The sequence below is a fragment of the Enterobacter cloacae complex sp. genome, assembly GCF_900322725.1.
Classification (GTDB): Bacteria; Pseudomonadota; Gammaproteobacteria; order Enterobacterales; family Enterobacteriaceae; genus Enterobacter; species Enterobacter quasihormaechei.
In genome coordinates this window covers 3,866,285-3,887,034 of record NZ_LT991957.1, presented here as the reverse complement: position 1 = coordinate 3,887,034, position 20,750 = coordinate 3,866,285, and the positions used below count along the sequence as shown (strand labels likewise).

Annotated in this window: 19 protein-coding genes; 4 read left to right on the top strand and 15 right to left on the bottom strand. The window is 56.2% G+C overall.

Translation table 11 applies throughout. The features are described 5' to 3' along the window. The first annotated feature begins 96 nt into the window (after positions 1-96). Both mfd and ldtC read left to right on the top strand, forming a co-directional pair. Entirely contained in the window at positions 97-3,543 is a 3,447-nt protein-coding gene (mfd, locus tag DBR02_RS19120) for a transcription-repair coupling factor (protein WP_102749694.1), read from the top strand. Between the two features lie 145 nt (positions 3,544-3,688). Next, positions 3,689-4,654 carry a L,D-transpeptidase LdtC gene (ldtC, locus tag DBR02_RS19115; RefSeq protein ID WP_107535129.1) on the top strand — a complete coding sequence of 322 codons (966 nt, stop codon included), beginning with the start codon at positions 3,689-3,691 and terminating at the stop codon, positions 4,652-4,654. A 77-nt stretch (positions 4,655-4,731) separates the two neighbouring features. Here the strand turns inward: ldtC and bhsA are convergent, their stop codons facing one another. After that, positions 4,732-4,989, bottom strand: a complete 258-nt coding sequence (gene bhsA, locus DBR02_RS19110) for a multiple stress resistance protein BhsA (RefSeq protein ID WP_006809234.1) — start codon at positions 4,987-4,989, stop codon at positions 4,732-4,734. Between the two features lie 244 nt (positions 4,990-5,233). Between bhsA and DBR02_RS19105 the strand changes: the two genes are divergently transcribed. Continuing rightward, positions 5,234-5,869 carry a TetR/AcrR family transcriptional regulator gene (locus DBR02_RS19105; RefSeq protein ID WP_063449050.1) on the top strand — a complete coding sequence of 212 codons (636 nt, stop codon included), beginning with the start codon at positions 5,234-5,236 and terminating at the stop codon, positions 5,867-5,869. Between the two features lie 59 nt (positions 5,870-5,928). Here the strand turns inward: DBR02_RS19105 and DBR02_RS19100 are convergent, their stop codons facing one another. The 8 genes from DBR02_RS19100 to hinT all read right to left on the bottom strand — a co-directional run bounded on the left by DBR02_RS19100 (position 5,929) and on the right by hinT (position 12,013). Next, on the bottom strand, positions 5,929-6,468 hold the full coding sequence (locus tag DBR02_RS19100; RefSeq protein ID WP_074160888.1) for a glycine zipper 2TM domain-containing protein: 540 nt from the start codon (positions 6,466-6,468) through the stop codon (positions 5,929-5,931). A gap of 194 nt (positions 6,469-6,662) precedes the next feature. After that, positions 6,663-7,967, bottom strand: a complete 1,305-nt coding sequence (locus tag DBR02_RS19095) for an NAD(P)/FAD-dependent oxidoreductase (protein WP_107535128.1) — start codon at positions 7,965-7,967, stop codon at positions 6,663-6,665. Between the two features lie 236 nt (positions 7,968-8,203). Then, entirely contained in the window at positions 8,204-8,746 is a 543-nt protein-coding gene (gene ycfP / locus DBR02_RS19090; protein WP_032624474.1) for an alpha/beta hydrolase YcfP, read from the bottom strand. A 31-nt stretch (positions 8,747-8,777) separates the two neighbouring features. After that, positions 8,778-9,803: a beta-N-acetylhexosaminidase gene (nagZ, locus tag DBR02_RS19085; RefSeq protein WP_107535127.1), complete on the bottom strand. Its 1,026-nt coding sequence runs from the start codon at positions 9,801-9,803 to the stop codon at positions 8,778-8,780. An 11-nt stretch (positions 9,804-9,814) separates the two neighbouring features. After that, positions 9,815-10,639, bottom strand: coding sequence for a thiamine kinase (thiK, locus tag DBR02_RS19080; protein WP_107535126.1), 825 nt, complete (start codon positions 10,637-10,639; stop codon positions 9,815-9,817). Then, entirely contained in the window at positions 10,620-11,264 is a 645-nt protein-coding gene (gene lpoB, locus DBR02_RS19075; RefSeq protein WP_102749776.1) for a penicillin-binding protein activator LpoB, read from the bottom strand. The genes thiK and lpoB overlap by 20 nt, the downstream gene beginning before the upstream one ends. Positions 11,265-11,277: 13 nt before the next feature. Continuing rightward, positions 11,278-11,652 carry a YcfL family protein gene (locus DBR02_RS19070; protein ID WP_107535125.1) on the bottom strand — a complete coding sequence of 125 codons (375 nt, stop codon included), beginning with the start codon at positions 11,650-11,652 and terminating at the stop codon, positions 11,278-11,280. Between the two features lies 1 nt (position 11,653). Continuing rightward, entirely contained in the window at positions 11,654-12,013 is a 360-nt protein-coding gene (gene hinT, locus DBR02_RS19065; RefSeq protein ID WP_006809243.1) for a purine nucleoside phosphoramidase, read from the bottom strand. A gap of 353 nt (positions 12,014-12,366) precedes the next feature. Between hinT and fhuE the strand changes: the two genes are divergently transcribed. Beyond that, entirely contained in the window at positions 12,367-14,553 is a 2,187-nt protein-coding gene (gene fhuE / locus DBR02_RS19060) for a ferric-rhodotorulic acid/ferric-coprogen receptor FhuE (protein WP_107535124.1), read from the top strand. A 138-nt stretch (positions 14,554-14,691) separates the two neighbouring features. On the opposite strand, the gene ptsG is transcribed toward fhuE, so the two are convergent. From ptsG to pabC, 6 genes are all read right to left on the bottom strand, one after another. Continuing rightward, positions 14,692-16,125, bottom strand: a complete 1,434-nt coding sequence (ptsG, locus tag DBR02_RS19055; RefSeq protein ID WP_003857942.1) for a PTS glucose transporter subunit IIBC — start codon at positions 16,123-16,125, stop codon at positions 14,692-14,694. A gap of 297 nt (positions 16,126-16,422) precedes the next feature. Further along, positions 16,423-17,217, bottom strand: a complete 795-nt coding sequence (locus DBR02_RS19050) for a metal-dependent hydrolase (protein ID WP_063449058.1) — start codon at positions 17,215-17,217, stop codon at positions 16,423-16,425. A gap of 10 nt (positions 17,218-17,227) precedes the next feature. Continuing rightward, positions 17,228-18,232 carry a DNA polymerase III subunit delta' gene (holB, locus tag DBR02_RS19045; RefSeq protein WP_107535123.1) on the bottom strand — a complete coding sequence of 335 codons (1,005 nt, stop codon included), beginning with the start codon at positions 18,230-18,232 and terminating at the stop codon, positions 17,228-17,230. Continuing rightward, complete coding sequence (gene tmk, locus DBR02_RS19040; protein WP_063866369.1) at positions 18,229-18,870, bottom strand: dTMP kinase; 642 nt, start codon at positions 18,868-18,870, stop codon at positions 18,229-18,231. The genes holB and tmk overlap by 4 nt, the downstream gene beginning before the upstream one ends. After that, the gene (gene yceG / locus DBR02_RS19035) at positions 18,860-19,882 is read right to left on the bottom strand and encodes a cell division protein YceG (RefSeq protein ID WP_107535122.1); all 1,023 of its coding nucleotides are present in this window, start codon (positions 19,880-19,882) and stop codon (positions 18,860-18,862) included. Before yceG ends, tmk begins: the two co-directional genes overlap by 11 nt. Before the next feature lie 2 nt (positions 19,883-19,884). Then, positions 19,885-20,694 (bottom strand): aminodeoxychorismate lyase, encoded by an 810-nt coding sequence (gene pabC / locus DBR02_RS19030; RefSeq protein ID WP_107535121.1) that lies wholly within the window; start codon positions 20,692-20,694, stop codon positions 19,885-19,887. Positions 20,695-20,750 lie beyond the last annotated feature (56 nt).

Below are 20,750 nucleotides of genomic sequence, written 5' to 3'. Positions count from 1 at the left end.
TTGCTAATGCAAAACGATCGAGGATAATAAAGACATTGCGTATCAGTGATATGCCCCAATACTGTTGGTATATCCCCAAGAGACTCTGACATAGCCATGCCTGAACACTATCGTTATTCCCTGCCTGTTAAACCAGGCGATCAACGCCAGCTCGGCGAACTGACGGGCGCGGCCTGCGCGACGCTGGTGGCGGAAATTGCCGAGCGGCATCCTGGGCCGGTGGTGCTGGTTGCCCCGGACATGCAAAACGCTCTGCGCCTGCACGATGAGATCCGCCAGTTCACCGACAGCCTGGTCTTCAGCCTGGCCGACTGGGAAACGCTTCCTTACGACAGTTTCTCTCCGCACCAGGAGATTATCTCCTCGCGCCTGTCGACGCTGTACCAGCTTCCCACCATGCAGCGCGGCGTGCTGATTGTGCCGGTGAATACCCTGATGCAGCGCGTTTGCCCGCACAGCTACCTGCACGGCCACGCGCTGGTGATGAAAAAAGGCCAGCGCCTGTCGCGCGATGCCCTGCGCGTGCAACTGGACGGCGCTGGCTATCGTCATGTCGACCAGGTGATGGAGCACGGCGAGTACGCGACGCGCGGCGCGCTGCTGGATCTCTATCCGATGGGCAGCGATCAGCCGTATCGTCTGGATTTCTTCGACGACGAGATCGACAGCCTTCGCGTGTTCGACGCCGATACCCAGCGCACGCTGGAAGAGGTGGAATCCATTAACCTGCTGCCCGCCCATGAGTTCCCGACGGATAAAACCGCCATCGAACTGTTCCGCAGCCAGTGGCGCGACAGGTTCGACGTGAAGCGTGATGCTGAACATATTTATCAGCAGGTCAGCAAGGGCACCCTGCCGGCCGGGATCGAATACTGGCAGCCGCTGTTCTTTAACGAGCCGCTGCCGGCGCTGTTCAGCTACTTCCCGGCAAACACGCTGATTGTGAATACCGGCGACATCGACGCCAGCGCCAGCCGCTTTGAAAGCGAGACGCGCGCCCGCTTTGAAAACCGGGGCGTAGACCCGATGCGTCCGCTGCTGCCGCCGGAAATGCTGTGGCTGCGAACCGATGAGCTCAACGCCGAGCTGAAACGCTGGCCGCGCATGCAGCTCAAAACCGACTCGCTTGCCGATAAGGCGGCGAACACCAATCTCGCGTTCCGGACGCTGCCCGATCTGGCCGTCCAGGCGCAGCAGAAATCCCCGCTGGATAATCTGCGCAAGTTTCTTGAGTCCTTTACCGGACCGGTGGTGTTTTCCGTTGAGAGCGAAGGTCGCCGTGAAGCGCTGGGTGAACTGCTGGGACGGATTAAGGTCGCACCAAAACGCATTCTGCGGCTGAGCGAGGCGACCGGTAACGGTCGTTATCTGATGATCGGCGCCGCCGAGCACGGATTCATTGATACGCTCAATAACCTGGCGTTGATTTGTGAAAGCGATTTGCTGGGCGAACGCGTGGCGCGCCGTCGTCAGGACAGCCGTCGCACCATCAACCCGGACACCCTGATCCGCAACCTGGCCGAGCTGCATCCCGGCCAGCCGATCGTGCACCTGGAACACGGTGTGGGTCGCTATCAGGGTATGACCACCCTCGAAGCCGGTGGCATCAAAGGTGAATACCTGATGCTGACCTACGCCAACGACGCCAAACTGTACGTGCCGGTGTCGTCTCTGCACCTGATCAGCCGCTACGCGGGCGGTGCCGAAGATAACGCGCCGCTGCATAAGCTGGGTGGCGACGCCTGGTCACGCGCGCGGCAGAAAGCGGCGGAAAAAGTACGCGACGTAGCCGCCGAGCTGCTGGACATTTACGCCCAGCGTGCGGCCAAAGAGGGCTATGCGTTTAAGCATGATAAAGAGCAATACCAGCTGTTCTGCGACAGCTTCCCGTTTGAAACTACGCCGGATCAGGCTCAGGCTATCAACGCGGTGCTGAGCGACATGTGCCAGCCGCTGGCGATGGACCGTTTAGTTTGCGGCGACGTGGGCTTCGGTAAAACCGAGGTGGCGATGCGCGCCGCTTTCCTGGCGGTTGAGAACAATAAGCAGGTGGCGGTGCTGGTGCCGACCACCCTTCTTGCCCAGCAGCACTTCGACAACTTCCGCGACCGCTTCGCCAACTGGCCGGTGCGTATTGAAATGTTGTCCCGCTTCCGCAGCGCCAAAGAGCAGACGCAGATCCTGGAGCAGGCAACCGAAGGCAAAATTGATATCCTGATCGGTACCCACAAGCTGCTGCAAAGCGACGTGAAGTGGAAAGATCTGGGCCTGTTGATTGTCGACGAGGAGCACCGCTTTGGGGTGCGCCATAAAGAGCGCATCAAAGCGATGCGCGCCGACGTCGACATCCTGACCCTGACCGCAACGCCGATCCCGCGCACCCTGAACATGGCGATGAGCGGCATGCGCGATCTGTCGATTATCGCCACCCCGCCGGCGCGCCGTCTGGCGGTGAAAACCTTCGTGCGCGAGTATGACAATCTGGTGGTGCGCGAGGCGATCCTGCGCGAAGTGCTGCGCGGCGGCCAGGTTTACTATCTCTACAATGACGTCGAAAATATCCAGAAAGCCGCCGACAGGCTGGCAGAGCTGGTGCCGGAAGCGCGCATCGCCATTGGTCACGGCCAGATGCGCGAGCGCGAGCTGGAGCGGGTGATGAACGACTTCCACCATCAGCGCTTCAACGTGCTGGTGTGTACCACCATCATTGAAACCGGGATCGATATCCCGACGGCAAACACGATCATCATCGAGCGCGCGGATCACTTCGGTCTGGCCCAGCTGCACCAGCTGCGCGGCCGCGTCGGGCGTTCGCACCATCAGGCCTACGCGTGGCTGCTGACGCCGCATCCGAAGGCGATGACCACCGACGCGCAAAAGCGTCTGGAAGCCATCGCCTCGCTGGAAGATCTGGGCGCGGGCTTTGCGCTGGCGACGCACGACCTGGAGATCCGCGGCGCCGGTGAGCTGCTGGGTGAAGACCAGAGCGGCTCCATGGAGACCATCGGTTTCTCGCTGTATATGGAGCTTCTGGAAAATGCCGTCGACGCGCTTAAAGCCGGACGTGAGCCGTCTCTGGAAGATCTCACCAGCCAGCAGACCGAAGTGGAGCTGCGCATGCCTTCCCTGCTGCCGGACGACTTCATCCCTGATGTCAACACGCGACTGTCGTTCTACAAACGCATTGCCAGCGCGAAAAGCGAAGGCGAGCTCGAGGAGATCAAGGTCGAGCTGATTGACCGTTTCGGCATTCTGCCGGACGCAGCGCGCAACCTGCTGGATATCGCCCGGCTGCGCCAGCAGGCGCAGAAGCTGGGGATCCGCAAGCTCGAAGGCAACGAGAAAGGCGGCATGATTGAATTTGCCGAGAAGAACCACGTCGACCCGATGTGGCTGATTGGCCTGCTGCAAAAACAGCCGCAGCATTTCCGTCTTGATGGCCCGACGCGTCTGAAATTCACCCAGGATCTGACAGAGCGTAAAACACGCATGGACTGGGTGCGTAACTTTATGCGCCAGCTGGAAGAGAACGCTATCGCTTAAATGATTGCCCCCGCCAGCGTTCGGCTGGTGGGGGACAATTTACAAACTCTTTGCACTTCGCCCAATCTTCCCGACTATACATTCGCCATACTTATCATTAACGCCTTATAAAACAATAACCTTATCATTTGTATGGATTATGATAATGATGACCTATTCGCGTTTTACCCGCTGGATCACGCTGTTTGCGCTGGCCGCAGCGGTTGCCGTTGCGCTGCCCGCGCGCGCTAATACCTGGCCTCTTCCGCCTGCTGGCAGCAACGTTGTGGGCCAGAACCGCTTCCATGTCGTTGAAAATGATGGCGGCTCGCTGGAAGCAATTGCCAAAAAATATAATGTCGGGTTCCTGGCGCTGTTGCAGGCCAACCCGGGCGTTGACCCCTATGTGCCCCGGGCCGGCAGCGTGCTGACGATTCCACTGCAAACCATTCTCCCGGACGCGCCGCGTCAGGGCATTGTGATTAATCTCGCCGAGCTGCGTCTGTATTACTACCCGCCGGGCAAGAATGAAGTCACCGTCTACCCTATCGGTATCGGCCAGCTGGGGGGCGATACGCTTACCCCGACCATGGTCACCACCGTCTCTGATAAGCGCGCCAATCCTACCTGGACGCCGACGGCAAACATTCGCGCCCGCTATAAAGCGCAAGGTATCGATCTGCCCGCTGTGGTTCCCGCTGGCCCGGACAACCCGATGGGGCACCACGCGATCCGCCTGGCGGCCTACGGTGGGGTTTATCTTCTGCACGGCACGAATGCGGATTTCGGGATCGGGATGCGCGTCAGCTCCGGCTGTATTCGCCTGCGCGATGACGACATCAAGACGCTGTACAGCGTGATTACCCCTGGCACGAAAGTGAATATCATCAACACGCCGATTAAGGTGTCTGAAGAGCCGGGTGGCGTCCGTCTGGTTGAGATCCACCAGCCGCTGTCGAAAAACATCAATGACGATCCGCAGACGCTGCCTATTAATCTGAATGCGGCTATGGTGAGCTTTAAAACAAACGCCAACACCGATGGCGCGGTGATGGAGCGGGCGATGGAAGCGCGCTCGGGAATGCCGACCAACGTCACGCGGCATCATGAGATTGCGCAACAGTCGATGTAAATCAGTCATAACGACAAACGCCCTGCATGAGCAGGGCGTTTTTTATTGCAGTGGCATAACGGAGGGTTGCGTTACGCTTATTTGTAGATAACTGCGGTACCGTGCAGGGTGTTAGGACCGGTCACAGAGGTGATGCGGAATGATTTCGCACCCATTTCGTCAGCTTTTTGCGCCAGCTGATCTTCCAGAGAGCCCAGGTTAGTCCCGGCGGTAGCAGAGATGGTACCGACTTTCTGCTGGTCTGCTGGAGTAGACTGAACTTCAACAGCAGCGAAGCTTGCGAAAGAGAGTGAACTCAGAACGGCGGCAGCGATGAGGGTTTTAACGTTTTTCATAATTTTTTACCTTTAGCAGATGATGGTGTGGTCGTTAGTTATTTAATTAACGATCGATAGGTAAATGATAGATGTGATCCAGGTCACACGTCAACCCATTTTTATAATGACCATTAAATTAATTTGTTTTGCCTTATATTTCATAAAGATAAATTAAAATTATTTTTCAGAAATCACTGCTGGTCGTAGCAGGCATTTATTTTTATAATGATTATTCAACAAATCAACAGAGGACCAACGGCATATGACAACCGACGTCACGAGTTGCGCAAAGAAAAGCCGTGGCCGACCAAAAGTGTTCGACAGGGATGCGGCGCTCGATAAGGCCATGACGCTCTTCTGGCAGCATGGGTATGAAGCCACGTCGCTTTCCGATCTGGTGGAAGCAACCGGCGCAAAAGCCCCTACCCTCTATGCAGAGTTCACCAACAAAGAAGGCTTATTCCGGGCCGTTCTGGACAGATACATCTCGCGCTTCGCGGCAAAACATGAAGCGCAGCTGTTCTGTGAAGATAAAACCGTTGAGCAGGCATTGCGGGATTATTTCTGCGCGGTTGCAACCTGCTTCACCAGTAAAGACACGCCCGCGGGCTGTTTTATGATCAACACCTCCGCCACCCTCGCCGCATCGTCGAAGGAGATAGCCAACACGGTTAAATCACGTCATGCGATGCAGGAGGAGACGCTCAGTACGTTTCTGACTCAGCGCCAGCAGCGCGGCGAAATTCCGGCGCACTGCCGTCCGCAGGAGCTGGCCCAGTATCTGAGCTGTATTTTGCAGGGGATGTCGATCAGCGCCCGTGAAGGCGCGACGCTGGAAAAGTTGCAGGGTATTACGCAAACAACGCTGCGCCTGTGGCCAGAACTGCTTAAGCTCTGAAGCAAAAAAAAGCTCCTCAGCCTGAGCGCATGAGGAGCTAAGTTCAGAGAACATCTTTTTTACGCTTTGTTATTCAGTATCAGCTGACCATTACCGTCGAGCGGAATTTGCGTGCCAGGATCTTTATCCATACGGATTTTCCCCTGCTGGTCGCCGATTTTGTAGGTTACGTCGTAACCCAACATTTTTTCAGACTTGTCATAAACGGTTTTACAGCGCTGCTGCGTTGTGGTGTAGGTGTCGTTTTCCTGCATCGCGCCCTGCACCTGGTTACCGGCATAACCGCCACCCAGCGCACCGACAACCGTCGCGACATCCTTACCACGGCCACCACCAAACTGATGACCAATCACCCCACCGGCAACCGCACCCAGCACGGAACCCGCAATACGGTTTTCGTCCTGAACCGGACGACGATGGGTGACAGAAACATTACGGCACTCCTGACGAGGCGTCTTGACCGTCTCTTTAATCGGTGTAGCGGAAACCACCTGCGCATACTGCGGGCCACGATCAAGTACGTTCAGACTGGCAACGGCAGCCACACCCAGCGCAGCTGCGACGCCAATCCCTATACCCGCCAACATTGATTTATTCACGGGACTTCCTCCTTTGTTGCAATTGGTAGCAATTTTGCAGCGCGCTAAGCGCTTCGCCAATAAGACAAAGGATCAAAAAATGGGGCATTGACCTGGGATTACGCGCGTTTAGGAGAACTCTTAAGCGTCAGGAGCGGGATGAACAGCATGATGTGCTAAAAATTCCCTCCGGCGGGCCCGGAGGGAGAGAGAAATTAGTGCAGCTTCAGGCGTGGGCGGATCACGCGGTTGATACGGCCGACCAGCATCATTAAGCCGGTTTTGAAGTAGCCGTGCAGCGCAATCTGGTGCATACGGTACAGAGAGATGTACACGAAGCGGGCGATACGCCCTTCAACCATCATGGAGCCGCGCATCAGGTTACCCATCAGGCTGCCTACGGTGGAAAAGTTGGAGAGCGACACCAGAGAGCCATGGTCTTTGTAGACATAGGCTTTCATCGGTTTGCCTTTCGCCTGCGCCAGGATGTTGTGCAGCACAAGGCTTGCCATCTGGTGCGCTGCCTGAGCGCGAGGAGGCACAAACCCGCCTTCCGGACGCGCGCAGGAGGCACAGTCACCAATGGCGAAGATGTCCGGATCGCGCGTGGTTTGCAGCGTCGGCTCGGTCACCAGCTGGTTAATGCGGTTCGTCTCCAGCCCACCGATATCCTTCATGAAATCAGGCGCTTTGATACCAGCGGCCCAGACCATCAGGTCGGCCTGGATGTATTCGCCGTCTTTGGTATGCAGACCGCCCTCATCCGCGCTGGTCACCATGGTCTGGGTCAGCACGCGCACGCCCAGCTTGGTCAGCTCGTTATGGGCAGCGCCGGAGATACGCGGCGGCAGCGCCGGCAGAATGCGTTCACCTGCTTCCACCAGCGTCACGTTCAGCGCTTCGTTAGTCAGCCCTTTGTAGCCGTAGCTGTGCAGCTGCTTAACCGCATTGTGCAACTCCGCCGATAACTCCACGCCCGTTGCCCCGCCGCCCACGATAGCAATGTTAACCTTGCCGTTGGCCCCCATGTTATTGGTGTACTTCAGGAACAGGTTAAGCATTTCCTGATGGAAACGACGCGCCTGATGCGGGTTATCCAGGAAGATGCAGTGCTCTTTCACGCCTGGCGTGTTGAAGTCATTGGACGTACTGCCCAGCGCCATCACCAGCGTGTCATAAGCCAGCTTGCGCTCAGGGACCAGCAGCTCGCCTTTGTCATCCCGCAGCTCGGCCAGCGTGATGGTTTTATTTTCACGGTTGATATCCACCACGGAGCCCAGCTGGAACTGGAAATGGTGGTTACGCGCATGCGCCAGATAGCTCAGCGCATCCACGCCCTCATCCAGCGACCCGGTCGCCACTTCGTGCAGGAGCGGCTTCCACAGGTGGCTGTGGTTACGATCCACCAGCGTAATTTTGGCTTTCTTACCGCGACCCAGCTTCTTACCCAGCTGTGTCGCCAGCTCCAGTCCGCCAGCACCACCGCCGACAATCACTATCTTTTTCAATGGCGTAGTCAACGTGACCCCCTCAAATTATTAACCAATTGTTAATTAAAAGTTATAGAAATAACCCTTAATTAACAACAGGTTACTGCGCTGAAACCATTCAGATTCATTGAGAATAGCACGTCAGGCGCATTGGTCATACCAAAATTGATATGTATCAAGTTTTGATGGTTTAAAAGTAGACAATTCCGACAAAAAAGAGGCCCGGCACGCTTTCGCGTACCGGGCCTCTATCAGGTTCAGGGAGATCAGCCCAGCGTTTTGAAGGCTTTAATACGCTGCAAATGCGGCGAGATGTTTTTGAACTTATGGGTCTGCTCTTCGTCCCAGACAATTTCGTAGTAATGATGCAGAAGCTCGGCGGCGCGGGAGCTGTTCAGCGCTTCATCATTGCGGGAGAGGATCACCAGACAGCGATCGCGGTTCTTTTCACGGAAATTGCTTACGCATTTGGTTGCGATATCGGCATACTCTTCCGGACGGTCAATCTTGCCTTCCATGTTCTCGTTCGGGAACAGGTTAGGATTGAAAATGACCTGGCGCATATCGCACAAAAAACCGATGCGCTCTGCCCAGTATCCCCCCAACCCTACGCCGCAGATCAGCGGGCGATCGTCGATATTAAGCTGCAACATTTTATCCACTTCTTTCAGCAGATGCTGCATGTCATGCTTCGGATGACGCGTGCTGTAGCTAATCAGCCGAACATCCGGATCGATAAACTGCAATTGCAGCACTTTCTCATGATTACCAGGACTGTTTGAGTCAAAACCGTGTAAATAGATGATCATCGTCTCACCACGCTACGCCTTCCGGGATGAATTAAAGGGCTGCTTTATGTGCCTGCCAGCGCTCGTTCAGGGCTTCGAGCCGGGCGTTTACCGCTTTCCAGCGCGCCGAGTCCATCAGCTCCTGACGACTAAATGAACCTTTATGATACAATTGTGTAACACGCTCAGCATTGATCGGCGACAGGTTATCCAGCACGCTCACCGCACCTTTACGATTATTGCAGACGAGGATCATATCGCAACCCGCATCCAGAGAAGCCTGTCCACGTTCAGCATAGCTGCCCATGATCGCCGCTCCTTCCATGGATAAATCGTCGGAGAAAATCACGCCGTTGAAGCCTAACTCCTGACGCAGCACGGTTTTCAGCCAGTGCGGAGAGCCGCTGGCCGGGCGCGGATCGACATCACTGTAAATGACGTGCGCAGGCATGATCGCATCCAGTTTGTTATCGGTAATCAGCGAGCGGAAAACAGACATATCTTTAGCGCGAATTTCTGCTTCCGGGCGCGGATCGCGCGGCGTTTCCTTATGGGAATCCGCCGTCACCGCCCCGTGGCCCGGGAAGTGTTTGCCGGTGGTTTTCATGCCCGCGTCATGCATTCCGTCAATGAAGCGCGTCGCCATTGCCAGCGCGATACGCGGATCGTCATGATACGAACGCTCACCAATTGCCGCGCTAATGTGGCCCACGTCCAGCACCGGAGCGAAGCTGATGTCGATATCCATGGCGATCATCTCGCTGGCCATCAGCCAGCCAGCGTCCTGCGCCAGTTGACCGCCCTCTTCGGTTCCCAGCAGCGCTGCGAAAGATTGCGCGGCAGGTAAACGGGTAAACCCTTCCCGGAAACGCTGTACGCGGCCACCTTCCTGATCTACCGCGACCACCAGGTGATTGCGCGAAGCCACGCGGATCTGACGAACCAGCTCACGCAGTTGCGCCGGATCGTGATAATTGCGGGTGAAAAGAATCAGCCCCCCTACCAGCGGGTGCGCCAGGATTTCGCGCTCTTCCGCATCCAGCTCAAACCCCTCAACATCCAACATTACTGGACCCACACCAACCTCTCTTATCCTTTCGTTTGTAACTGGCGCCAGGCATCATCTGCCAGCGCAATAAATTGTTCGTCATCTGTTTGCTGAAAGCGCATTTCAAACCAGCCCGCCATGAGCATGATTACCCACGGTCGCCAGCGCGCAACCTGCCGCGTAAGGGCGAGCGCATTCATGTTGGCGTTTCGGGCATAAGCGGCTATCAGCTGTCCGCGCGAGGCCTCGTCGGGCATCCAGACCGCGGCAAGTTCGAGCGCCACGTCACCGTCCCCGGCATATTCCCAGTCGATAAGTTTCTCGCCTGCCGCCGTATGAATGATATTCCCCGCGTGGACGTCCATATGCAGCGGTGCCAGGCGTAACGCCTGCGGCTCTCCTGCTTTACGCAGCCGCTTCAGCTGCGCCAGCCAGAATGGCGTGCGTCGTCCCGGCGCGGCCTGCTGCCAGTAGCGTTCCAGCAAGGGGAGCAACGTTACCCGCCAGCCCAGACGCGGTTGGCGATGCAGATGATACAGCATGGCTGCCAGCGTCGGGGGATCGGGTAGCTCGCGTTTGATCTCACCCGCAATAAACGTCACCGCCATCCAGTCCTTGATAAAGAGATGGGGCTGCGGCGCAAGGTCGGCGGGCAGGCGCTTCAGGGCGCGGAACTGACGACGAAAATGGGAGGCAGGCGCGGCGGCATCGTGATGCTGGCGTAAAACCAGCCGATGATCACCATGCTCAATAATGCAACTCGCGCCGCCAAGCCCGACGGGGGCTTGCGGCGCGATAACACGGTACTGAGGGAAATAGCGCGTCAGGACATCATGACGCGTGCGCTTATTGTTGCGTAACGGCACCTTTACCTGACCAGATAATTTCGCCGGTCTGAACCAGCATTAACTGCATCTGCAACGACGGCGTATTCACGTTACCCGTCGCGTTAGAATAAAGGACATACTGCGCGCCAACGTTGCGGGCAATACCAATGGCTTTACTGCGCGAACCCAGGCTGTCCTGAGGCGACAGACCAAGCTGTTGCTTAGCGACCGCGAGCTGCTGGGCTGAGACCAGCGTAAATTTACCGTTGTTCGCCAGCGCATTGCGCAGCGTTTCCGTTGCTTCGCCCGCATTCAGGGAACCATTCGTACGGTTGTTCACGCTGTCCACCAGCAGGACGCTGCCGGGCGTAACGCCCTGTGCCTGCAACATTTTGCCGACCATCGGCTGCATCGCGCCGTTCCAGTCATAGTGGCGCACGCGCGGCGCAGGCTGTGCAGTATCGTCCTGATGTTCGATCGGGCCAGGCTGCGCCGGAATGGTCGGTACAGACGGCACGGTTGGCACAGGTTCCGCCGGCGTTGTTGGCTGTTCCGTCCCCGGCTTCGCCTGATCCACCGGTGCAGGTTCTTCAGTTCGCGTCACACAGCCTGCCAGAAAGAGTGCGAAGGCACTCAGGAGCGCATAACGGCTCATCGTTTTAATCAAGGTTCACCCCTTACAAATAAAGATAAAGTCTCACCTTATGTGCACCCAGATAGCTGGCGCTGCCGTAGAGCGTGACCGACGATCTTGCCGGAATGGTCACGCTGCGCGGCGCCTCAAGCGGATGCATCTCAAGACCTCTCACGTCATACCAGTAGAAGCGATAATGCACCGTCACTGGCTCTTGCCTTTCGTTATAGAGCGTAGAGGAGGCAGAAGACTGGATTTCGCTAATGGTCAGTGAAGGCTGCTCGGCCGTGATGCCCGCAGCAAGCACTGAAGACTCCATCACCAGCGTCTGTTCTTCACTGACCGGGATGGCAGGACGCGCGCTGCACCCTACCATTACCAGCATCACGATCAGCGCTGCAATACGCCCAATTAACATATTAAAGACCTTTATGTGCCAGCATCGGTCCCAGTGGACGTCCACCCAGCAGATGCATATGAATATGATAGACTTCCTGCCCGCCATGGCGATTGCAGTTCATGATCAAACGGTATCCGTCTTCAGCAATCCCTTCCTGCTCAGCGATTTTCGCGGCCACCGTAAGCATACGGCCTAGCGCCACTTCGTGCTCGGTTTTAACGTCATTGACGGTCGGGATGAGAATATTGGGAATAATAAGGATGTGCGTCGGCGCCTGGGGAGAAATGTCGCGGAAAGCCGTGACCAGTTCATCCTGATAGACAATATCCGACGGAATTTCGCGGCGGATAATTTTACTGAAAATCGTTTCTTCAGCCATGACCTTTTCCTTTTAAATTTAATCTGGCGTCGTGCGTCCGTTGTTAACACACATTGTCTGTTTTACTGCATGACACAACACAAGAGTATGAGCGACTTTCTCCTGTCCTTTCAACCTTCTCCCGTGATTTCTTTCCTGATCGTCCGCCATCTGGCTGAAGAGGCATCGCTTTAGGACATTTCTATTCTGAAACCTGATTTCAGTTCATCCCGAAACATCTGTTTACAGCGTTAATCACAATGCGTATATTTCGCATTTGCATTTTCATGCGCATTTTTAACATAGAAAACGACGTCAGCCCGTGCTAGCGGAGCTGTCGCGCACCACCTTCACCATTCACTAAGGGTTTGATGATGTCTTTCATTAATCACACCAGGGATGGGCAACGCCAGCCTGTCGCAACACCTTCGTTGCTGGCAGCCTGCATTGCTATGGCATTGACGCCAACCGCCGCTTTCGCTGCTTCAACCGAAGATACCGTCGTCATTGACGGAGGTTTTGACAACACACAGGATCTGTCTGCCAGCCAGGATCAGGATTACAGCGTAAAAACCACCACTACCGGCACCAAACTGTTGCTGGTTCCTCGTGATATCCCGCAGTCCGTCAGCGTCATTAGCCAGCAGCGTATGGCTGATCAGAATCTGCAATCTATCGGCCAGGTGCTGACGAACACCACGGGCATTACGGCGCAGGTGCAGGATAGCGACCGTACCGTGTTTTACTCACGCGGTTTTTTCGTCAGCAACTACGCCTATGACGATCTTCCGACGTCCATCAGTGAAGTGTGGAACTTTGGTGATACCGCCGCCGACACCGCAATTTATGACCGCATTGAAGTGGTCCGCGGCGCCACCGGCCTGATGTCCGGGACGGGCAACCCGGCGGCGTACGTTAATATGGTGCGCAAGCATGCGGACAGCCCGGAATTTAAAGGCCACGTCTCCGCCAGCTACGGCAGCTGGGACAAGCAGCGCTACGTGCTGGATCTCCAGGCGCCGCTGGTGGAGTCAGGTAAGGTGCGGGGCCGTCTTATCACGGGTTATCAGGATAACGACAGCTTCGTGGATAACTACCACTACCGGAAGAAATTCCTCTACGGCGTGATGGACGCGGATGTCACCGACAGCACGACCCTCTCGGTAGGATATGAGTATCAGGAAAGCCATACCGCCGACCCAACCTGGGGTGGCCTGCCGACCTGGTACAGCGACGGAAGTAAGACCAACTACAATCGCAGCCAGACCGTCGCGCCTGACTGGGCCTATTCGGATAAAGACAGCACCCGCATCTTCGCTAACCTGACCCAGCGTTTCGATAATGGCTGGGAAGCGCACATCAACGGCATGCATGCTGAAACCAACTTTGACTCTAAGCTGATGTATATGTCTGGTTATCCTGATAAAGAGACCGGCGCGGGCCTGGTGGGTTACGGCGGCTGGAACCGCGGGGAACGTAAACAGGATGCGGTCGACGCCTTCCTGCGCGGCGGCTTCGATCTCTTTGGTCGTCAGCATGAAATGATGTTCGGCGGCAGCTTCAGCCGTCAGCGCAACCATTACGACAATACCATGCCGGATGCGGTATACGGCATGGTTGACGTCGGCAACTTTAAGAACTGGAACGGGAACATTGCCGATCCGCAGTGGACCCCGTGGAAGCTCTACAGCAAAGATGATATTCGGCAGTCTTCAGCCTATTCCTCCGCGCGTTTCTCGCTGGCCGACCCGCTGCACCTGATTCTGGGCGCGCGCTACACCAGCTATAACATTCGCTATAATCCGGCAGGTTCCCCAAACACCCGCCTGGAAAGTACCGAAGATGACGTAACGCCGTACGCGGGCCTGGTGTATGACATCAATGAGGACTGGTCGACCTACGTCAGCTATACCTCCATCTTCCAGCCGCAGGATAAGCGCGACGCCAGCGGACGTTATCTCGACCCTACCACGGGCAAAAGCTATGAAGCGGGCGTGAAGGCCGACTGGTTTAATACCCGCCTCACCACCTCGCTGGCGATTTTCCGCATTGAGCAGGATAACGTCGCAAGCAACACCTATACCTACATGCCGAGCGGTGAGTCGATTTATGAATCGCTGGACGGCGTGGTCAGCAAAGGCGTTGAATTCGAGCTCAACGGTGCCCTGACCGATAACTGGCAGCTGACCTTCGGCGCGACGCGTTACATTGCTGAAGATAAAAATGGCAACGCCGTCAGTTCCGATCAGCCGCGCACGACCATGAAGCTGTTCACTCGTTATCAGCTGCCCATGCTGCCGGCGCTGACCGTGGGCGGTGGCGTAAACTGGCAGAACAAGGTATGGACGGACGTGGAAGGCGGTCCGGCAGGACGTTCCCGCGCGGAGCAAGGCAGCTATGGGCTGGTGAACCTGTTCAGCCGCTATCAGGTCACCAAAGACTTTGCCGTTCAGGCTAACGTCAACAACCTGTTCGACAAAGAATATTACGACTACGTCGGATCGTATGTGGTGTATGGCGCACCGCTGAACGTTTCGGTGAGCGCGAGCTACGACTTCTGAGTTTAAGTCCGGTGGCGCTACGCTTACCGGGCCTACCCCTCATCCAGGGCCGGTCAGGCGTAGCCGCCACCCCGCACCACAAACCGCAGCAATAAAAAAGGCAGCCATTCGGCTGCCTTAGTCTCCCCAGGTCACAGCTTAGTTGTTGCGGATGTACTCATCCATTTCGGTTTTCAGGTTATCGGATTTTGTTCCGAAGATTGCCTGAACACCAGAACCTGCAACAACGACGCCCGCTGCGCCCAGTTTTTTCAGACCCGGCTGGTCTACTTTCGCCACGTCGGCAACGCTCACACGCAGACGAGTGATACACGCGTCCAGGTTAGTGATGTTTTCTTTACCGCCGAAGGCCGCAACCAGTGCAGGTGCCATTTCGCTGGTCGCACCGGCTTTGCTGTCTTCAGTTGCATCTTCACGACCCGGAGTTTTCAGGTCCAGTGCTTTGATCAGCACGCGGAAGACGGTGTAGTACACCACTGCGTAGCCCGCACCCACGATTGGGAACAGCCACAGCTTGCTGCTGTTACCGGACAGAACGATGAAGTCGATCAGGCCGTGAGAGAAGGACGTACCGTCACGCATACCCAGCAGGATACAGATTGGGAATGCCAGACCTGCCAGTACCGCGTGGATGATGTACAGGATCGGCGCAACGAACATGAAGGAGAACTCGATCGGCTCGGTGATACCGGTCAGGAACGAGGTCAGCGCTGCGGAGATCATGATACCGCCCACTTTTGCACGGTTCTCTGGTTTAGCAGAGTGCCAGATAGCAATCGCAGCGGCTGGCAGACCGTACATTTTGAACAGGAAGCCACCAGACAGTTTACCTGCCGTTGGGTCGCCCGCCATGTAGCGTGGGATGTCACCGTGGAACACCTGACCTGCTGCGTTGGTGTATTCACCAATCTGCATCTGGAATGGAACGTTCCAGATGTGGTGCAGACCAAATGGTACCAGGCAGCGCTCAATGAAGCCGTAGATACCGAACGCCACAACCGGGTTCTGGTAAGCCGCCCACTGAGAGAAGGTCTGGATAGCCGTACCGATTGGTGGCCAGATGAAGGACAGGACCACACCGGTGAAAATCGCGGCCAGACCAGAAATGATCGGCACAAAACGTTTACCCGCGAAGAAGCCCAGATACTCAGGCAGCTTGATGCGATAGAAGCGGTTAAACATGTACGCTGCAATCGCACCGGAGATGATACCACCGAGAACACCGGTGTCTGCCAGGTGCTTAGCGGCAATCTCTTCAGCAGGTAAATGCAGGACCAGCGGCGCAACCACAGCCATGGTTTTCACCATGATGCCGTAAGCAACAACGGACGCCAGAGCGGATACACCGTCGTTATTGGTGAAGCCCAGCGCAACACCGATAGCGAAGATCAGCGGCATGTTAGCAAAAACAGAACCGCCTGCTTCGGCCATCACGTGGGAAACTACGGCTGGCAGCCAGCTGAAGTTTGCAGAACCGACGCCTAGCAGAATACCTGCGATAGGCAGTACGGATACTGGCAGCATCAGCGATTTACCGACCTTTTGCAGGTTAGCAAATGCATTCTTAAACATAATTGAGAGTGCTCCTGAGTATTTGTGCTTTTTTTACGCTTTCACGCATTGGCCCGGGGGGAGTACCGCGCCGTGGACAGGACATCTAAGCGCCCTTTATTTATTACACAGAGTAAAATAATTCCCTCTGAGTTTGTTTGACGGCTATCACGTTTCAGTTCAAGACGACCAAAAAACTTGCAGATATTTACATAAAGCATGTCTGGATGTGTCTAAAAACGCTATCACCGCCCTGAATGAGGCGGTGAACTTTACTCGTTTTGCTTATTAATTACGAGCCTAAAAAAAACAGGCGTATCAGACAGATTGCAGGCGGGCGGGGTCGATATGGAACAGGCTGGCGAAGTTTTCTGTGGTCACGCGAGCCAGCTCGTCAATACTGACACCTTTCAGAACGGCCATATACTCAGCAACGTCACGGGTCATCGCCGGCTGGTTCTCTTTGCCGCGATGAGGCACCGGTGCCAGGTACGGGGAATCGGTTTCCACCAGAATACGATCCAGCGGAACATAGCGCGCGGCATCACGCAGCTGTTCAGCATTACGGAACGTAACGATCCCCGAAAACGAGATATAAAAGCCTAAATCAAGCAGCTTACCCGCCGTTTCTCTGTCTTCTGTGAAACAGTGTAGTACGCCACCGCAATCCGTCACCTTTTCTTCCCGCAGGATCTCCAGCGTGTCGGCGCGTGCGTCGCGGGTATGAACGATAACCGGCTTATTCAGTTCACGACCAATACGGATATGGTTGCGGAAGGATTCCTGCTGGCGAGGTTTCGTCTCTGGCGTGTAGAAGTAGTCGAGGCCGGTCTCGCCCATCGCCACGACGCCCTCTTCTGCGGCAAGGCGGCGCAAATCCTCAACCTCGTACGCTTCATCCTGATTCAGCGGATGCACGCCGCAGGAGAAGACAACGTTGTTACGCTCGCCAACCAGTTCACGCATGGTGCGGTAGCCCGGCAGCGTGGTCGCCACGGCCAGGCAAAATTTCACATCGCGCTCGGCGGCTTTCGCCAGCACGTCGTCCACATTTTTATGCAGAGATTGATAATCCAGGCCATCAAGATGGCAGTGTGAGTCGACTAAAAACATAATGTCTCTCTCAGAGGTGGGAAACCGGCGGTATAACATCCGGTTGCAGGTAGTGTTCGATACGCAGTAACTGGTCGGTCAGTAAAAGCTCGCGATTAAGACCGGTTACCGTCAAAAGTTGTTCACGACTCTGGCAGATATCATGAAGGATAGCGTGCAGCGACGACCCGGACAGGCGATTCGCCAGCGTGGTGACCAGCGTCCATACGTCAGGGTTAGTCAGAAGCGTCGCCCCTTGCTGGATTTTGAGCGCATCCAGCAGCAGTGCGGCCAGCCAGTGGAGCCGTTCCGGAGCCTGATCGCTGTTCAGCGCTGGCAGGACGCTCAGCCAGTCATGGTTATCGAGGGCTGATTCAACCGCACGACAAAGCGTTTCACGCTGGGACCACACCTCCGGCTGCAATAAGGCCAGCGCAGCCGCAGGCGCACCGCTGCACAGGCGCAACGCCGAGAGCGCCGCATCCTGTGACACCGTCACTTCACGCTCCAGCCAGGCGAGCGCCCACGACTCCTGGGGGGCTGCAAGGTGGTGAAGACGGCAGCGGCTACGCAGCGTCGCCAGCAGTCGGCCCGGCTCGCGGCAGGAGAGGAAAAACCAGGTATTCTCTGGCGGCTCTTCCAGCGTTTTTAACAGCGCGTTGGCAGCGGCTTCCGTGAGCAGCGCGGCGTCCTTCAGCCACACCACTTTCGCTCCTCCCAGACGCGCATATTCGTACAGTTTCTCACTGACCTCACGCACCGCGTCGATGCCGAGCGTATTCTTGCCCTTCTCGGGTTCGAGGGTGTAATAGTCAGGATGCGTGCCCGCCTGCATGAGCTGGCAGCCCCGGCATTTGCCGCAGCTTTTATGCCCTTCCGGCTGTTGGCACATCAGAAAGCGCGTGATGGCGTAGATCAACGCATCATCGCCCATGCCCGGCAGGGTCTGGATCAGTAACGCATGATGCCCCCGACCAACCTGATAGCTGTTGATCAGCTGTTCAAAGTGCGGGCGCAACCATGGATACCATTTCATGCCTGCTGCTCCTGTACCCACTGCGTAACGGTCTGCTGAATATCACGCGTCACGTCTTCCAGGGATTGCGTCGCGTCGATGGTACGAATGGTACTGTCCTGTCCGGCCAGTTCCAGATAACGCGCGCGGGTGCGGTTAAAGAAGTCAAAAGACTCCTGTTCAATTCGGTCCAGCTCGCCGCGCGCCCGGGCGCGCTTCAGGCCCACCTCAGGGGTCACGTCGAGATACAGCGTCAGGTCAGGACGGAAATCGCCCAGAACCGCGTCGCGAAGCGTAGCCAGCATGGCCTGATCGATACCTCGGCCACCGCCCTGATACGCCTGGGTTGAGAGATCGTGGCGATCGCCAATTACCCATTTCCCTTCTGCCAGCGCGGGCTTGATCACCGTCTCCACCAGCTGAACGCGCGCTGCATAGAACATCAGCACTTCCGCTTTGTCGGTAATAACTTCATCGCCGACGGATTTGATATCCAGAACCAGACTGCGCAGTTTTTCCGCCAGCTGCGTACCGCCCGGCTCGCGGGTGAAGACCATGTCGGCGACGCCAAGCGATGTCAGCGTATCAACCACCACGTTACGGGCGGTGGTTTTTCCCGCCCCTTCGAGTCCCTCAATGACAATGTATTTACTGCGCATTTTTTTCCTTAAGTGCCTTCAGATAGTCCTGAACAGAGCGATTATGGCTGGCCAGGTTGGTGTTAAAGGAATGCCCCCCTTTTCCATCAGCCACAAAATAGAGATACGGTGTCCTGGCCGGGTGCGCGGCAGCCTTCAACGAGGCTTCACCTGGTGTTGCGATCGGTCCAGGCGGCAAGCCGCTAATGACGTAGGTATTATACGCCGTTGGCGTCTCCAGATCTTTTCTGGAAATCTTGCCGCTGTAGTTTTCGCCCATGCCGTAGATAACGGTAGGATCGGTTTGCAAACGCATGCCGATGCGCAGACGGTTAATAAACACCGAGGCAACCTGATCGCGTTCGGCAGCGACGGCCGTCTCTTTCTCGATGATAGAGGCCATCGTCATGAACTGGTTTTGATCTTTATACGGCAGGCCTTCAGCTCGCCCTTTCCAGGCAGACTCTACCGCCGCGACCATTTTATTGTGCGCGCGCTTCAGGATTGCCACGTCCGTCGTGCCTGCCGTGTACATCCAGGTGTCGGGCCAGAACCAGCCTTCGATCCACTCGGGATGGTCGAATTTTAAGGCTTCCGCAACCGTCTGGTAGCGATCGTCCTTGAGCGTATGCTTGATATACGGCGCGTCGCGCAGCTGCCTGAGGTAATCACTCAGACGCATACCCTCAACAAAACGCAGCGGGAACTGGGCTTCTTTACCACTTTCCAGCAGTTGCAGCATCTCGCGCACGGTCATGCCAGGGGTAAAGCGATAGGTCCCGGCCTTAAAGTGGGACAGTTCAGGCTCAATACGCAGCAGCCACTGGAAGACACGTGGGCGGTTGATGATTTTGTCGCCATACAGCTGCTGACCAAGCGCCTGCCGCCCGGTACCCGCTTTCAGCGTAAAAATCGTTTCGTCTTTAATCAGGATCTTGCTGTCCGCCAGCTGACGGACTTTCCACACTCCCGCTCCGCCGGCAATACCGAACGCAACGATAAGAAGGAGGACAAAGCGTAACATTTTCTTCATGACTACCTGGTTTGCTCACATAACGGGGCCAGAAACTGGAACAGCTCGCGGGATGACCAGCACGTGTGGCCATAAGCGCGAACGGGGACAACGGGCATTAGCGCATTGCAGATAACAACTTCATCCGCGGCCAGCAGCGCCTCTTCCTTAGCGTTAACTTCGACAACGCGAACGTCAGCGCGTGCCAGCTGTTGCAAACAAAACTGTCGCATTATGCCGTTGACGCCGGCCTGCTCCAGCGAAGGCGTGAATACGTCACTGCCCTTCCGCCAGAGTAAATTAGCCGCACAGCATTCCGTAATGTACCCTTCGCTGTCAAGAACCAGCGCCTCCCCGGCCTTCGTCTGCTCAAGATGAGTACGAATAAGCACCTGTTCAAGGCGGTTAAGATGTTTTATTCCGGCAAGCATTGGGTTTCGCCCCAGGCGTACCGGGCTCAGCGCCAGCGCTACGCCCTCTTCACGCCAGTGCGCGTAGTGGGAAGGATAATCTGAAACGGAAAGGATCCGCGTAGGATGCAGGCAGGCAGAGCCGCTGTACCCTCGCCCGCCGCTGCCGCGGCTGATGATCACCTTCAAAACGCCGCTTGTTTTCGCTGATGCCAGCCGACGCATCTCGCTTTCGAGAATGCCCCACGCTGAGAAGGGGATCAGTAACGTTTCGCAGGCTTTTTGTAAACGAAGGATATGGGCTTCGAGCAGGCACACTCCACCGTTGAGAATACGCGCGGTTGTGAAACAGCCATCGCCAAACTGGGTCGCCCTGTCGCTTGCCGGCAGCGTTTCTTGCTCAAGGCCATTGATTAAAAACATGGTGGCTCCTTATGCGTGGAGGCACAGTCTGGCAGGATGTTGATAGCCGGACAAGT